Here is a 16,086-nt window from a genome sequence, read left to right on the forward strand (position 1 = left end):
CTTCGACATACTCCGATTTAAGTATACCGAAAGGGATATGGAATTAGTAAACCGTTTAGTCTTAATTGGTGAAAACTGTTTACTCTTATTTGTGGAAAACTGTTGAGTCTAGTTTAGCAGTTACAAAGAAACACAGGGAATGATGCAGCATGAAGATACAGCATTAATTCTAGCAACTGGCGGTGGCGGTATGGTCAAAGCTGCCTACTCCTCAGGGAACCCAGCTATTGGCGTAGGTGCAGGGAACCAGTGCTCATTGAAAAAACAGCAGACATCGGACAAGCTGTTGACCGAATAATGGATAGTAAAATGTTTGATTATGGAATGATTTGTTCATCGGAGGAATCAATTATCGTCGAAGCTTCTGTAAAAGAAGAGCTTGTCCAAAAATTAAAGGATAAAGGAGCATATTTCATAGATGAAGTGGAGCAAGACAAATTAAGCCAAGTTCTTCTAAATGAAAAAGGAACTTTAAATCCTCAGGTTGTAGGAAAGCCTGTACCCGTTCTTGCACAATTAGCGGATATTGATGTTCCTAAAGATGCGAAGTTGCTTATTGCAGCACAAACGAACATTTCTAAGGAAAATCCATTTGCAGGTGAAAAGTTAACGTCTTTACTCACTTTATATACGGTAAATGATTGGGCAGAAGGAATAGAAAAAGCTAGTCAACTGCTAGATATTACAGGACTCGGTCATACTGCTATCGTGTATTCAACAGATCAAGAAAAAATTGAAGAATTCGGTGTAGCGGTTAATGCATCACGCATTATTGTTAATTCAGGTGGAATATTGGGTGGGATTGGGATGACTACTCAACTTGATCCTTCATTAACATTAGGCTGTGGAACAGCAGGTGGTGGTAGTACAACAGATAATATTACTGTTAAACACTTACTCAATATCCGTCGTGTAGCAACACACTATGAGCGCTAAATAGTAAGTAAAGATGGATATACATGGCTAACTTTTGAATATTACTTCTAATTCTTTTTACTCTTAATGCCGCTGGAGAAACTCAACCAATTTTGCTATAGATTCGATGCTCAATACTTCCTAAAGGTCAACGGGAAACTTTGGGAACTGACAGTCACTGAAAACCAGAAGAGAGCTTGTGAAGACTAGAATAAATAAAGCATACAGGTCCGAAATGCATAATTAATTACTACCCCCTACCTTTAAATGGTAGGGGATTTATTTATGAAAGAAATAACTAATAAAGGAAGAACTTTAAATCTCTTTTTATCTACCTCATTTATTTGTGATACGGTTCAACTAAATTCACTGGTAATATATATGTTCGTACCTAATTTCCATATAAATAAAAGGAGACCAGAATAGTCCTCTGGTTTCTTACCTCATCACTTTTTAATAGTAATTCCTTTATACACAATACCTTTTCAATTAAACACTCTATCATTTTTAATTTGATTTCCCTATTTCTCTTTTGATTTCTTCTATTCGTTTTTTTCCCCAATCATACATCATTTCCACAATTGGAAGTAATGTCATTCCCAACTCAGTCATTGAGTATTCCACTCTAGGCGGAACTTCTGGATAAACCTCTCGATGTACAATGCCGTCTTCCACCAATTCCTTTAATTGATTCGTTAAAATTTTGTGGGATATTTTAGGAAATAATCTTTGCAATTCACTAAAGCGGTGCGGACCTTCAACACCTAAATGCCATAGAATCACAACTTTCCACTTTCCACTGATAATCGATAAAGTAAGTTCTTTTTCACAGTTGTAATCACCATTTATTATCTTCTCTTTAATTTCATCTCTAAGTGTATCCAACATATCTTCGGCCTCCGCATTTAATTGTTACTTTAAGGTTACTCTGTTACAAAAAAGTGCATTCTTCTCAGAATTACAAACAGGTTGTAATATAAATATGTGAGTTAAAGATAAACCATTTTAGGAGGAATAGCAATTATGAGTAAAAAAGCACTTTTAATTATACCACCCGAAAGATTTAATGAAGATGAATTATTTAAACCGAAAGAGGCACTTGAAAATGCAGGAATAGAAGTAACAATTGCAAGCACAAAAACTGGCGAAATTATTGGCGACTTTGAAGGTAAGGCAATTTCCGAAAAGGTCTTCTCCGATACTACAGCAACCGACTTTGACGTTATTTCTGTCATTGGCGGATCTGGCACAAATGATCATCTTTGGGAAAACAAGGAATTATCCACCTATTTAAAGAAAGCATATAAAGATAATGTTCTAGTTACCGGAATTTGTGCTGGTGCAGTCACTGTTGTGAAAACCGGATTACTTGAAGGTAGAGAGGCAACTTGCTACCCTGTTGACGTACAAAAAGACCAACTGAAAGAAAATGATGTAAAATATGTCGAGAAACATGTCATTGCACATAGTGACATTATTACAGGTGACGGCCCAGATGGCGCCGAAGAATTTGGAAAAGCACTAGTTAATGCAATAAACTAACATAAAAGATGATATAAGCCTTTGGTGTATACCGGAGGCTTTTTAAATGTTTAATCTTCTCTTATTCCTTATTTTATGTTAGTAAATAACTTATCTAACCACTGATTTTCAAGCACAATCTCTACTCTTTGTTTTACCACTATTTGTGATACGGTTCCCCCCTAATAATCCTAAACCCCCGATACACCTGCTCCAACAATACCAACCGCATCAACTGATGAGGAAACGTCAGCTTCGAAAACGACAAGGCAAAATCACTCCGCTTCCTTACCTCATCACTAATCCCAAGCGACCCGCCAATCACAAAAGCAACCTTGCTTTTACCATACGTTGCAAGCTCATCCATTTTCGCTGCGAGACCAACTGACGTCAGCATTTTACCTTCAATTTCTAATGTAATGACATACGTATCCTGCTTAATCGCTCCTAGAATTCGTTCGCCTTCTTTTCGTTTCACGGTTTCCATTTCCGCATTACTCATCGTTTCAGGAGCTTTCTCGTCGGACAGTTCAACAATGGAAACATCGGCATAACTCGAAAGCCGTTTCAGATATTCCTGAATACCTTGCTTGAGGTATTTTTCCTTTAATTTACCGACAGATATGATTGTTATTTTCATCTTCGTTCTTCCTCTCTATTTCCACTCGTATTCACTTTTATTATCTATCATATCCTGTTTCAGCCAAGCTAGTAACGCAGCTGTTTCATCACGCTTAAAGGTAGGGAACACAGCCGCGCTCCCAAAGGAAAAAGGGGACACAACTGCTTTTACATTCTCCACTCTATCAAGCAACCTTCGTTCCTTTTCCTCTGACAAAAGCACGAGCTTAGGAAATGGCTTTTCTTTAAATCCTTCCACCACAAGGACATCCATTTTCATAAAAGCATAAAAGTCAATAAGCTGTTCCACCTTCAAATTTGGAGCTGTAAACTGAAAAACTCCTTCTCCCTCGACCCCTGCAAACATTGCGCCGGCCTTGCGATGCTGCTCGCTGTCCGTGTCACTAAAACCAAGTGGAATGCCGCCATGGCCATGATGCTTAAGCGACCCTACCTTAAATCCTGCTTCCGTAAACATTTTAATGATTCGGGTAGAAAGGGTCGTTTTTCCACTATTTTTGTACCCGGCAATTTGAATGATTCTCATCCTGATTCTTCTCTCCAATCCCTCTGTAGAGCAGTTTGTTCTCTTATTTTAAAAAATGTATTTTGTTTATTTTTTTACAAAACGGTTATTATACATAATATCACTTTAAAGGAGTGAGGAATCTATCGCGGACCAGAGAGATAGATTGGTGGTCCAGATTGAGAAAAAGCGATTGAAAATGTACGAAGCTTATACGAACAATGCCACTTATGAAAAGCTAATAAATATTTCACAGGAACTTGACCAATTGCTTAATCAATTAGCGACACTCAATCAAAAGAGAAAACAGGAGAAATAATTTCGGCGTAGGATAAAAAGGTTCATGTACTAGATAAAGAATCAACCTACATAAGAAACTAAAAAAACCGAACAAGCACGATGGATTGTTCGGTTTTTTCCTGCATTTTTTTCGACATCATTCGACAAAATGAAAAGCATAAGGATTCGTTTTTCATTTCACAATCTGTACTTTACGGATGGTGCGGTCTTCTACTGTGAGGATTTTAAAAGTAAGATTATCTCGTTCGAGTGTGTCGCCGGTTTTTGGAAAGTCCTTGAATTCGCTTAGTAAGTAGGCGGCGAGAACGTCCTCTTCCTCAGGGATTTCTGTTTGGAATATTGTATTTAAACGGTGCAACGTAACTTTTCCATCACAAATTACTTTCGTTGGTGTCAGTTTTTCAATTAATACTTCACTTTCTTCATCCATCTCATCATGGATCTCAAGTCCGATCATTCCTTCAATAATATCTTCGTGCGTGATAATTCCCTCTGTCCCGCCATATTCATCTAGCACGATGGCGAGATGTCTCCGTTCTTTCGTCATCTTGCGGAAAATCTCTTCAATCGGCTGGAATTCATAGACAACGAGTGGATCGGAATCGATAAATTCCTCCAATTTTCGTTTGGGATTCACAGACCATGAAAGTAAGTATTTCGTATGCATGATTCCGACGATATTATCGATATCTTCGTCATAAACAGGGAAGCGTGTAAATCGGTTATCAATCGCAAAATCACGCACTTCTTCATAAGTGGACGAGATTGGCAAGGCGACAATATCTACCCGGGGTGTTTTCATAACATCACGGACATTTAAATTGTAAAAATCCAGCACACCTTTAATCCGGTATGATTCATCTGCTCGGAATGTTCCTTCGAGCCCCGCAAGTTCCACGAGTGTTCGCAGTTCATCTTTTGAGACGGAGACTTCTTCCATTCCCTCCTTATGAAAACGATTTGTGATAAGAAGCGACATTTTCCCGAGGAGCCAAATAATTGGCTTTAATATTTTGATAACACCCTGAATAATGGGGCATACTGCTGATGCAATTTCTTGCGGGATTGCTCGGGCTATTGTTATTGGAATGATTTCCGCAAAAATGATGATCGTCAAAATCGTAATCGTAACAGCTAAAATCGTGTTAAAGTTTGTATCCAACGTCCAATAAACGACAAGGGAAACGATGGAAAGATCCACGATATTATTGCCGATTACGTTCACGATATACAGTTCGCTCGGATTTTCGATAATTCGCAAGAGCTTTTGTGCTTTTTTGTCCTCATTTTTTGCCTGGGTTTGCAGTTTTACCGGATTTAACGAGGTGAGCGCTGTCTCACTTACAGAGAAGAAAATCGATAGAACGAATAGTATAGCGATGATCACAATGATCACTTGGTTTTTCCTCCTTCAAGATACTGAGTTCACGTCTAGGTAAAGAAAAGAAAACACCGTTCCTAAGGAATGTGCTTTCTTTTCAATTAGAATAAGTTTTGAATAAATAGGCGAATGACATCTGCTCCGGCAACGAATGTACCTAAGGAGCTGCCAAGATTTGCCAACACGATAACGAGTAAGACACGGGTCACTTTATTATTCCAAAATCCTTTGACACTTGTCACGTCATCTGCTAATGTTTCAAAATCGCGGACGAGTGGCTTTTTCATCCATGCTTGGACTAATCCCGCAAACCAGCCAGCTGCAAGAAATGGGTTTAAAGATGTAAATGGCGCTGCAACAATTGCTGTAAGCACAGCGAGTGGATGACCAAGCGCAATAATCGTTCCGAGACCCGCTAAAGAACCGTTCCAGAGGAGCCAGCTCCAGATTTGCTGCATCCCAGCATCCGGATTTTGGAAAAAGGTTAGTGCAATGAGCGCGATAATGACGAGTGGAATCATCCAGCCAATAACTTTTGGTGCTTTTGACTTGGGCGGCCGCTTCGTCAATGCTTTTAAATCTTGCTTCTTATGTATTTCTTTTGTAATCCCGGGCACATGGGCCGCTCCTAGAATAGCGACGATTTTCTCTCCTGGTGCTTCTTTAATTTTCTGGGCGAGGTATTGGTCTCGTTCATCAATCAACGGCTTTTTCAGCCGCGGAAAGTTCTCCGTTATTTCTTGAAGCATTGCATTGATGGTGTCCTGTTGCTTCATTTTCTCTAGCTCTTCTTCGGTAATTGTTTCATTACTGAAGATGCTGAAAATAATTTGGCTGAGCAGTGTGGCTTTTCCTTTGAGTCCGATATTCCCCCAAATTCGTGAAAACGTGACCTGAATATTTCGGTCAGCGAGAACGAGCTCTGCTCCGACATCTTTCGCCGATTCGATTCCTTGAATCATTTCCTGGCCAGCATTAATACCAAATTGTTTTGCCATTCGTTTTTGAAAAGAGGAGATGGCAAGGTTCATAAGGAGTAACGATGCTTTCTTTTGCTTGATTACTTTAAAAATATCAGTTTCCTGCCATTTGTTTCCGTCGGTTATCGATTGGTAACGTTGCTCGTCCAGTTCAATACAGACAGCATCTGGTCTTTCTTCTTCGATAACATCTTTTACCTGCTCGGCACTTTGCTTGGAAACGTGCGCCGTTCCGACCAGAATGATTTCTTTCCCGTTTATTTCTAATCGCGTTATATTATCCACAAGTATAGATTCCTTCCTTTGATTAATCCTTGGGCCCGTTAAAAATGCTTATTACTTCTATAATAAACTAGCGTCCAGTGAAAATAAAATAAAATGTGCTTTTTGCTCGATTCTTTTTCAAATAGGACTTTCTTTTTAAGGAGGAACTTTGTATGATTAAAAATAAACAGATAGCTTAATAATGGGTATCGGTAAATAAGAGGGGGAGTAACATGCTTGAATTAGATTTTGATGAAGAGATTACATTAAGGATTATTCAGGAATCAGATGCCAGTGAATTGTTCGAGCTGACGGAAAAATCACGGGCGGAGCTTCGCGAGTGGTTGCCATGGGTTGACGGGACACAAACGGAGCGGGATAGTCTTGCGTTTATTCAGCATTCACTTGAAGCGTACGACGCGAAAAAGTCGTTAAACTGTGGAATTATCTACAATGGCAAACTATGCGGAATGCTCGGTTTTAATTTAGTTGATTGGCCAAATCGTGTCGGGCATATCGGCTACTGGCTTGCGACAGACATGGTCGGGCGTGGCATTATGAGCCGGGCAGTCAGCGGACTTGTGCATTATGGATTTTATGAGCTTGATTTAAACCGGATGGAGATTCGTGCCGCAGTTGGGAACCGGAAGAGTCGGGCGATTCCAGAGCGGCTGAATTTTAAAGAAGAAGGAACAATCCGACAGTCCGAGTGGCTGTATGACCATTTTGTAGATCATGTCGTTTACGGTATGCTTCGCTCTGAATGGGAGTGAGTATTTTGTTCTTATCGGTCGGTTTCCTGGAATGTTATATCGATCATTTCTTCCGTTTCTTTGTTATAACGAATATCGATATAGACGCCAAATTCCTTTTCCTTGCCGCGCAGCCATAATTTAAACTTTTCCGTTGTTATTCCGTCCCTTGTAATCGCACCGATATGTAAATAATCGATGATTGCAGCTTCAGGGTACCTCTCCTTCGTTGCTTGCATGGCGATTCGGCCCCATTGGGCGTAGGAAGGGGCTTCTTCCTCTGTGCTCGGTTCATTTTGTGTTGGATTTGCAGTTGCAGCGATTGGAAAGAGGAAAAGTGAAATAGTGATTATCGTGAATAGTAACTTGCCCATCATGATCAGCTCCTTTTTATATAGGTTGTGTTTTTAAAAAATATTTATGAGGAAAAATAGAAAAAGCATGTCCACCTCCTTTTAAAGTGAGATGGATATGCTTTTTATTAATTCATTTGCACATTATGAAGTCTTGCGAAGATCCCATTTTGTGTAATCAACTCGTCATGCGTTCCTTGTTCCTCAATCCCATTTTTCGTAACGACCATAATGCGGTCAGCATTTTTAATCGTTGCAAGACGGTGAGCAATAACAAGGGTTGTCCGGTTTTCTGCGAGTTCATTTAATGATTCTTGAATAATTCGCTCTGTCTCTGTATCGAGGGCCGACGTCGCTTCATCGAGAATAAGGATTGGCGGGTTTTTCAGGAACATCCGGGCAATCGCAATCCGCTGCTTCTGTCCACCTGAAAGCTTAAGGCCGCGCTCACCGATTTGCGTTTCGTAGCCATTCGGAAGTTCTGCAATAAATTCTTCCATATGCGCACGGCGAGCCGCTTCATAAATTTCCTCATCAGTCGCATCAAGATTACCGTAAGCGATATTTTCTTTGAGTGTCCCTGTAAAGAGGAAGACATCCTGCTGGACGACTCCGATATTTTTGCGGAGAGAAGCTTTTTTCATATCGCGAATATCCATACCATCAATAAAAATACTGCCATCGTCCACATCATAAAATCGCGGAATCAGAGAAGAAATGGTCGTTTTACCGGCACCGGACGGACCAACAAAAGCCACTGTTTCCCCAGACTGAACGTTTAAATTCAGATTATCGAGCACGGGTTGCTTATTTTCCTCATAACCAAATGTAACATTTTTAAATTCAATATTCCCTTTGAGGTTGCCCACGTCCACTGCGTCTGGTCTATCTTTTACGTCTGGATCCACATCGAGCATTTCAGTAAATCGCTTAAACCCGGCCATCCCTTTTGGATATAGCTCGAGTAGGGCCGTAATTTTATTGATCGGGTTCGTAAGCACATTCATAAGAAGAATAAAACTGACAAGTTCCCCGTATGTTAGTCGGTTATTGAAGGTGAGCCAAGCACCGAATACAAGCACAAACAATGTCATAAGCCGCATAAGCAGATAAATACTCGAGTGAACCGTCGCCATAACGCGATACGCTCCGAGTTTCGCTCGGCGGAACTTTTTATTATTCTCATTGAATTGGTTCATTTCAAACTGCTCATTCGTGAACGCTTGAACGACACGTACACCAGAAACTGCATCTTCCACTCGGGCATTTACATCGGCAATATCTTCATACATCTTTTTCCACGAACGGTTCATGCGAATATTTCCGTATGAAATAAGGAAAATAAGAATCGGAATGGCGATTAACACAACAAGTGCAAGCATTGGATTGATTGTAAACATAATAAGGAAAGCACCTAGAAATGTCATGATGGAAATGAAAAAGTCTTCGGGACCATGGTGGGCAAGCTCGCCGAGATCAAAGAGATCATTCGTAATTCGACTAATCATATGACCGGTCTTCGTATTATCGAAAAAACGGAAAGACTGTTTTTGCACGTGATGGAATAATTCGTTCCGCATATCGGTTTCAATATTTACCCCTAATTTGTGTCCGAAATAAGTTACAACATATTGGAGCAGGGTGCTTATGATATACACAATTAAGAGTAACGCACCTACTGTTAAAATAATATTCCAGTCGTCACCCATTAAGAGATCATCGATAAACCACTGAACAGCGAGTGGAAAAGCAAGTTCAAGAATTGCCACAATTATTGCTGCCGAGAAATCGACAATAAATAGCCGTTTATGTGGCTTATAATAAGAGAAAAAACGACGTATCAACGTGATGCACTTCCTTTTCCTTTTTTAAAGTCTACTAGAAATTATATGCTTTGTTGGGAGTAGATTCAAGAGGGAAGGTTTGTTTGATTGTGAATAAGTGAAAACATGTGGAATGTTATTCACGTTGTGGAGTATTTATCCGTGGATAAATCGTGGATAAGGGTTTTTTTCTGTTGAAACGCTGTGATTATCCCCAAAGTTATCCACATATGCACAAGTGTTCCTACTTATTTTGTTATGGAACGATTTTTCACTACTATATATAGAAATCACGTGAAATCTTATCCACGGAATGTTAATAAGTTCGCTTTTGCTGTGGATAATAGGGTTCATTTGTTTGAAAGTTCAGTGGATAAGGTGCAGCATCTAACATACTGCACCTTTTACTGTGACAAATGCTCTGACCCCATGTCCCACTATTGAGCAGTAAGAGTTGCTTCGGTTTCATGAATCTCTCCGTTACGGTAATAGGTGATTGGTAGGGTGTCGCCGATTTCCTTTTCATGGAAAAGAATTTGTCTTAAATCAATGACGTTCGTAATCGGCTTACCGTCCAGTTCGACAATGACATCGAATCGTTCCAGACCACCTTGGTCAGCAGGCGATAAAGGCTGGACACTCCAAATATAGACCCCGCCAGTTACCTCAGCTGGTAAAGCTAATGTATCTTCCCATTCTTGGTGTGGAATTTCATCTAAAGAATAGACTTCAACTCCTAGGAATGGCCGCTCTACCACGCCGTTTGTTTCAAGTTCTTGCATAATCGGCAGGGCATGATCAACTGGAATTGCAAATCCCAAGCCTTCTACCGCTGCTTCATTAATTTTCATTGAATTAATACCGATAAGCTGACCGTAGATATTGATCAGGGCACCGCCACTATTTCCTGGATTGATGGCAGCATCGGTTTGGATAACTTCTGCCTGCCAATCAGGACGACCATCCATATCAAAATCTTGCGGAATTGTTCGTTCCGTACCGCTAATCACACCTTGCGTAACCGAGCTCGAAAACATGAGACCGAGCGGGTTGCCGATCGCGATTGCTGGTTCACCGACCTTCACATTGCTAGAAGAACCAATTTCTATCACATCATTTACAGTATTACTCGGCATCCGGATGACAGCAAGGTCACTAAACAGATCACTTCCAATCATTTCTGCTTCAACATGTGTATCATCATAAAGAACGACTTCAATCTGATCCGCTCCTTCGATGACATGATGATTGGTTACGACATAAGCATTCCCATCTTCTATTTTATAAATCACTCCTGAACCGGTTCCAGCCTCGATTGAGCCTTTCTCCCGCCAAAAATCATTCTGGCGTTGGATATTCGTTACGCCGACAACAGTTGGAGTAACTCGTTCGACAACATCGGTTACTTGTGTGGATACATCGACACTCACCGAAGTGTTCTGCAGTGGTTTATTTAATCCGTTATGAATTGTTTCGCTCGTTCCGTCTGTTGTTGCTTGGGGGATAACATTCGCTTTCATTAGTTCTGGAATCGCAACAGAGACAATTAAAACACCGATAATAACACCTAAAAGCAGGGGAGTGAGCCAGTAAAATTTCCTGTGCACTCTCCGTTTATAATAGCCCATTCACTAACCTCCTCCATTACTATCTTCTTAAAGCTAGTATTACCAAAAGTCTTATATTCATAACGCTTTTAGAGCGGGATATTGGGGTCAGAGCACAAAAAAACAGGTCAACCAGGAATTTCCTGATTGGCCTGTTAAACAACATCATATAATAAGGTTGGTTCTTTTGGATCGGTGTCACATAATTCAATATTAATACCGCGTTCTTCGAGTACACGTGACACGGACATGCGGGCAAGGTCTTTCATGTTATTGTCCAAGCTTAGATGCGCTAGGTAAATCCGCTGCGTATTATTATTAATGACGTCAGCGAGAGCAAGTCCAGAATCTTCATTGGATACATGCCCGGAATCACCTAAAATACGCTGCTTCACATTCCACGGATACCTTCCCATCCGAAGCATATCCACGTCATGATTCGCCTCAAAAATATAAGCATCTGCGTCTTCCACTGTTTTCTTAATCCGGTCTGATACATAACCTAAATCGGTCACGAGTGCAACTTTTTTCCCGCCACTATAAAATGTATAAAACTGTGGTTCCGCAGCGTCATGAGAGACACCAAAGGATTCGATATCCATATCGCCAAAGGTTTGTACCTCTTCTCGGTTAAAAACAAACTTCTGATCAACGGTAAGCTTTCCAATCGAATGTTCCATCGCTTTCCATGTTTTTTCATTTGCATAAATCGGCAAATTATACTTCCGCGCAATAATACCAAGCCCTTTTATATGATCACTATGTTCATGCGTCACTAAGATGCGGGAAAGCTCGCTCGGGTCAAGGTGAGCTTTTTCAAATAGTAAATCAATCTGTTTCCCGCTCAACCCCGCATCGACAAGTATCTTTTCTTTTTTCGATTCTATATAAAAAGCATTCCCTGTACTCCCTGATGCGAGTACACTAAAACGTAAACTCATTCTGTTTCACTCCGATTATCCATCTCTAATCTATCCTCTAAAAGAGGTAAGAAATTTTCCCTTAGCTCATTTTCTTCATCTAACATATTCATCCGGATAGTGTGTTCACCAATGATATTCAGTAAAAACTCTGTCTCATTACTTTCATAAATGAGACCTTCAATCGCATTGACGAAATGATCTCGGCTCTCATTTACCGTCACTTTCCATGTTGGTGCAAATACTTGAATACCTTCTGCAGAAATCCGCGAATAGTAGCCAATCTGTATACGCGACACATTATCCCCGCGTTGTAAATAATTTGCTTTGAAGAGTTGACCGATCACTTGCGTAGGCTGATTCAACTGCACAGGGCCATCCTCAACTTCGACTTCCCCAAGAATCGTCTGGCTATAATGGGTCGCTTCATTATCATCATTTAAATACACGAGCAACAAACCGTTCTCATTATAATAAATGGGGCTTTTTTCCTTCACTTGGAAAAACATCAATATATTCAATTCTTCATTCCACTCTGAAATCGTATATTCGTTTCCGTAAAGCACGTGGGGAAGTATCGCTGTTTCCAGCCCTTCATTAGTCATATCTTTTGAAAGCTGAATCGGGCTATTCCATTCACTGATAATCATATTATTATTAAAAACTTCTGTCGTCTGTTCTTCTAATTCATCCAGTTCCTCAAGGTCCTCATCTGACAATTCCCGTTGGATGACCGATATATAGGCCGCTTCGGTCACATCTACTGGATCGGCGTCATTCGTTATTTGTTCCGAAGCGAGCTGATCCTCAATCGGCAATTCTTGATTGTCGAGAAAGCCGACATCTTGCTGCCTGTCGATGAAAGCAGAGACCAAATAAATATTGAGGATGAGAAAGCTAAGGATAAATAATGTTTTAATATTTCCCCATTGCATCCTTAGTTCCCTCCTCTCCCTTGAGTTTCTTCATCAAACACGATTTTTTGCCATGAATTGTTTTCTTTCTTATACCAAGCTGGAATCATCTCAAAGTATTCACTGTTCTGATCATCCCGCTGGTAGTTCAACTCATAACCTATTCTAACATCTTGAATATTTTCCATCGAAACATCCGTATCCGTTTCTAAAGAACTAATAATACTTTCTCCTGATGAAAGTGCAATTTCCCGAAGTTCGAATTCACTATCAAATAAATAAAGTGGTCGATCATATTCAACGAGCTGCATGCTGTTCTGATAAACACTCCATCTTTGCTGGATGGTGGCGAGCTTATGAATATTAAAAACAGGATAGCTCTTATAATGCATCTGATACGTCACTTGGTTTGTATTCAAATTGACATCATCCAAGCGATAATCTTGATCCAAGCGCAATTCATAGGTCCACCCACTATGATTATTAATATTACTGATACTCCGGTCAAGCAAGTCTGCTTCATTGATAACACGATCCGGTTCATCAGTTGACGGTGAAATATGGCTAATATATTCCATTCGCTTCCCGTTCTGATAAACACTCATTTGCCGGTTATCCGTAAAATAAGCTTCCCCAATCGTCTGCGAATTCGTTACGCGAACAACTCCGGGGTTGGGGAATAGAATATTGACGAATAATGTTGGCTCAATTTGTGTTGGTGTAATGGAATAAGAGCTCAAGCTCACCTTACCCGATGGAACATAAATTGGGTTCGTTTGCTCATTCATCACTAGATATTCCCGATAAGCATCTTCATCCATCTCCGTCATCATAACCGACAATTGCTCATAAATATTCATATCATTAACTAATGCTACCGCGCGCTGATTCGATTCATCCGAGACAAACTCAAGCTGCAAGGACTTACTATCGTGTACGAAGCTAATATACAACCGCTTCATTGACGAATTCGGGAAAATAATATCATCTGGTCCAAAATTAAATAGTGGGTCGAGTATTTTTGTCGGAATTTCATCTCCAAATATGAGCTCAATCATCTCTTTAGACCGTTCGACCGTCTCATCACTATCCAACACTTCATAATTTGAAATGCTCCATTCTTGTATTTGCTGATACAGCTGATCCTGTGCTGTTGGGTCGTTAAACCCATAATAACCTGAAGCAGTGTGAAAAATAATATCTGTCGGCTTTATGAGACTCTGCTTCGTTTCCTCCCCCGACCCTCCTGCATCAACCTCTCTATTTCCACTCTCGCTGCTGATTACCTGGTTCGAGTTCGGCTGATAACTCCATAATGTGAAAGACAGGAGAATACTAATTCCTATCAATACAGTGAGTATAAACGTTTTTATCGTTTCAAATTTCATCGGATATCCCTCCGCTTCCTCTTAATAAGCGGGAGTGTAAAGTAAATGGTCGTTCCGTGGCCTTCTCTGCTTTTTGCCCAGATTCGACCATGGTGAGCTTCGACGAGTTCTTTTGTAATTGCAAGTCCTAGACCTGTTCCGCCCAGCTTCCTCGTTCTTGCCCGGTCTGTCCGGTAAAAGCGGTCAAAGATTTTTTCCAATCGATCATAAGGTATTCCCATCCCTTCATCTTGAACGGAGATGAGTAAGTAATGGCGTTTATTCTCTGCTCGAAAGAAAATTCTGCCACCCTCTGGAGAATACTTAATCGCATTTGATATGATGTTATCGAGAACTTGTGTCATCTTATCTTTATCAATCCATACTTGATATTTCTTATTCGGCAATTCCCGTTTAATTGTCATCGTCTCCGGCAAATTCATTTCAAACCGGTCAATAATCTGATGGAAATAATGGATAAAATCTGTTTCCTCTTTGTGGAGCGAATATTCCTCTGCGTCCATTCTGGAAAGCTGAAGAAGATCATTTACCATCCGAATCATCCTGTCTGTTTCATTTTGCGTAACTTCGAGGAATTTCGGTGCGATTTCCTTATCTTCCCATGCTCCGTCCGCCAATGCTTCGAGATAGCTTTTCATTGTCGTAAGCGGGGTTCTTAGCTCATGGGAAACGTTGGATACAAAATCCCTGCGCTCTTGTTCGACTTTTTCATCTTCTGTCACATCATTTAACACCGTAATGAATCCATTCACCGCATCCTGGTCATCTTTCACCGTGGAGAAATTTGTCCGAATGAGGAATGGCTGGTTATCATCACTGAAATCAATAATCATCGAACTATTTTCCCGTAGTTCCGATATATCGACAAGTTTTTCATCAAGTTGTAAAACATCCAGTAAATCATCGCCAATCAAATCGTCCGGATTTTTTCCTAATAAAACTCCGGCAGCTTCGTTGATTAATGTAATCGAGCCTTCCTGGTCAGTTGCTATTACTCCGTCTGACATGTTGGAGAGAACGGAACTGAGCTTAAAGCGTTCTTCTTCAATCGTTGCATAAGAATGTCTCAGCCTGCTGTTCAAGTCATTAAACGCTTCTGACAGCTGGCCAATTTCGTCTTTCCCGTATATCTTGACCTTTTGTGTAAAGTCGCCTTTCGCCATTGCTTGTGCTTGCCTGCGCATTTCTTTGATCGGCTTTGTAATTGAACGGGCAACAAGCACACCGATAATGGCGGAAATGGCAATCGCAAGCAGGGCTCCTTGCAGGAAGATTTTATTAATTTCATCCAATTGATTGTATACGCCTTCTAATGAGGATTCCATGTAAATCGCACCGACTACTTTATTTTCATTATCAAAAATCGGGTCTACACGGACATAGACGTATTCACCGCTTTCATTAATGAAATCATCTTCATTTGTCGTATCGAAAAAAAGTACCTGTTGGATAATATCTCTTGTAATCCGCTGATTGATTTCCAGCAAATTGTTATTCGTACCAATAATGATACTTTGATTGTTTACAACAATTACGTTTGTCAGTTCATCGGTGCTGAGTTCATTTACAATATCTTGCACTTCTGACTCCAAACTGATTCCTTCTTCTGTTTCTGTACGTTCTCGATTAAAGACAAGCTCCAAGTTATAGCTAAGAAGCTCCATTCGACTGGAGACGTTATCTTTAAAGCTCTCTTCCAGGTTATTGGAAAGCTGTCCGGTAAAGAATGCTCCGATAAGCTGAACAGCTAAAATTAATAAGAGAATATAAATGATAATGAATTTTAATTGTATCGAACGAAAAAATCCGACTTTATGCATC

General features: G+C 40.3%; 16 protein-coding genes. 4 read left to right on the forward strand and 12 right to left on the reverse strand.

All coding sequences use genetic code 11. The annotated features are described in order from the left end of the window. Positions 1-249: 249 nt before the first annotated feature. The gene (locus tag LZD48_RS12605) at positions 250-936 is read left to right on the forward strand and encodes an aldehyde dehydrogenase family protein (RefSeq protein ID WP_235763090.1); all 687 of its coding nucleotides are present in this window, start codon (positions 250-252) and stop codon (positions 934-936) included. Between the two features lie 486 nt (positions 937-1,422). Here LZD48_RS12605 and LZD48_RS12610 read toward each other — a convergent pair whose 3' ends face one another. Beyond that, complete coding sequence (locus LZD48_RS12610) at positions 1,423-1,803, reverse strand: winged helix-turn-helix transcriptional regulator (RefSeq protein ID WP_010648814.1); 381 nt, start codon at positions 1,801-1,803, stop codon at positions 1,423-1,425. Between the two features lie 135 nt (positions 1,804-1,938). On the opposite strand from LZD48_RS12610, the gene LZD48_RS12615 reads away from it, so the two are divergent. Further along, positions 1,939-2,457, forward strand: coding sequence for a DJ-1/PfpI family protein (locus LZD48_RS12615; protein ID WP_235763091.1), 519 nt, complete (start codon positions 1,939-1,941; stop codon positions 2,455-2,457). Positions 2,458-2,596: 139 nt separating this feature from the next. Here LZD48_RS12615 and rlmH read toward each other — a convergent pair whose 3' ends face one another. Together rlmH and mobB are read right to left on the reverse strand one after the other, a co-directional pair. Continuing rightward, on the reverse strand, positions 2,597-3,076 hold the full coding sequence (gene rlmH / locus LZD48_RS12620; protein WP_235763092.1) for a 23S rRNA (pseudouridine(1915)-N(3))-methyltransferase RlmH: 480 nt from the start codon (positions 3,074-3,076) through the stop codon (positions 2,597-2,599). 15 nt (positions 3,077-3,091) lie between these two features. Further along, on the reverse strand, positions 3,092-3,604 hold the full coding sequence (gene mobB, locus LZD48_RS12625) for a molybdopterin-guanine dinucleotide biosynthesis protein B (protein WP_235763093.1): 513 nt from the start codon (positions 3,602-3,604) through the stop codon (positions 3,092-3,094). 148 nt (positions 3,605-3,752) lie between these two features. Here mobB and LZD48_RS12630 point away from each other — a divergent pair, with 148 nt between their 5' ends. After that, complete coding sequence (locus LZD48_RS12630) at positions 3,753-3,902, forward strand: aspartyl-phosphate phosphatase Spo0E family protein (protein WP_235763094.1); 150 nt, start codon at positions 3,753-3,755, stop codon at positions 3,900-3,902. A gap of 153 nt (positions 3,903-4,055) precedes the next feature. Here LZD48_RS12630 and LZD48_RS12635 read toward each other — a convergent pair whose 3' ends face one another. Next, positions 4,056-5,279, reverse strand: coding sequence for a hemolysin family protein (locus LZD48_RS12635; protein ID WP_235763095.1), 1,224 nt, complete (start codon positions 5,277-5,279; stop codon positions 4,056-4,058). Positions 5,280-5,365: 86 nt separating this feature from the next. Beyond that, a complete protein-coding gene (locus LZD48_RS12640; protein ID WP_235763196.1) occupies positions 5,366-6,535 on the reverse strand; it encodes a TraB/GumN family protein in 1,170 nt (389 codons plus the stop codon). A 206-nt stretch (positions 6,536-6,741) separates the two neighbouring features. On the opposite strand from LZD48_RS12640, the gene LZD48_RS12645 reads away from it, so the two are divergent. Further along, positions 6,742-7,281: a GNAT family N-acetyltransferase gene (locus LZD48_RS12645; protein WP_235763096.1), complete on the forward strand. Its 540-nt coding sequence runs from the start codon at positions 6,742-6,744 to the stop codon at positions 7,279-7,281. An 11-nt stretch (positions 7,282-7,292) separates the two neighbouring features. Here LZD48_RS12645 and LZD48_RS12650 read toward each other — a convergent pair whose 3' ends face one another. The 7 genes from LZD48_RS12650 to walK form a co-directional block, all read right to left on the reverse strand. Beyond that, positions 7,293-7,634: a DUF3889 domain-containing protein gene (locus LZD48_RS12650; RefSeq protein ID WP_235763097.1), complete on the reverse strand. Its 342-nt coding sequence runs from the start codon at positions 7,632-7,634 to the stop codon at positions 7,293-7,295. 107 nt (positions 7,635-7,741) lie between these two features. Next, on the reverse strand, positions 7,742-9,457 hold the full coding sequence (locus LZD48_RS12655) for an ABC transporter ATP-binding protein (RefSeq protein ID WP_235763098.1): 1,716 nt from the start codon (positions 9,455-9,457) through the stop codon (positions 7,742-7,744). 416 nt (positions 9,458-9,873) lie between these two features. Continuing rightward, positions 9,874-11,064 (reverse strand): S1C family serine protease, encoded by a 1,191-nt coding sequence (locus tag LZD48_RS12660; protein ID WP_235763099.1) that lies wholly within the window; start codon positions 11,062-11,064, stop codon positions 9,874-9,876. A 134-nt stretch (positions 11,065-11,198) separates the two neighbouring features. Then, on the reverse strand, positions 11,199-11,984 hold the full coding sequence (locus tag LZD48_RS12665; protein ID WP_235763100.1) for an MBL fold metallo-hydrolase: 786 nt from the start codon (positions 11,982-11,984) through the stop codon (positions 11,199-11,201). After that, the gene (locus LZD48_RS12670) at positions 11,981-12,898 is read right to left on the reverse strand and encodes a two-component system regulatory protein YycI (protein WP_235763101.1); all 918 of its coding nucleotides are present in this window, start codon (positions 12,896-12,898) and stop codon (positions 11,981-11,983) included. Before LZD48_RS12670 ends, LZD48_RS12665 begins: the two co-directional genes overlap by 4 nt. 2 nt (positions 12,899-12,900) lie before the next feature. Then, positions 12,901-14,265 (reverse strand): YycH family regulatory protein, encoded by a 1,365-nt coding sequence (locus tag LZD48_RS12675; protein WP_235763102.1) that lies wholly within the window; start codon positions 14,263-14,265, stop codon positions 12,901-12,903. Further along, positions 14,262-16,085, reverse strand: coding sequence for a cell wall metabolism sensor histidine kinase WalK (gene walK, locus LZD48_RS12680; protein ID WP_235763103.1), 1,824 nt, complete (start codon positions 16,083-16,085; stop codon positions 14,262-14,264). The genes LZD48_RS12675 and walK overlap by 4 nt, the downstream gene beginning before the upstream one ends. Position 16,086 lies beyond the last annotated feature (1 nt).

The sequence above is a fragment of the Oceanobacillus alkalisoli genome (genome assembly GCF_021556485.1).
Taxonomy (GTDB): domain Bacteria; phylum Bacillota; class Bacilli; order Bacillales; family Amphibacillaceae; genus Oceanobacillus; species Oceanobacillus alkalisoli.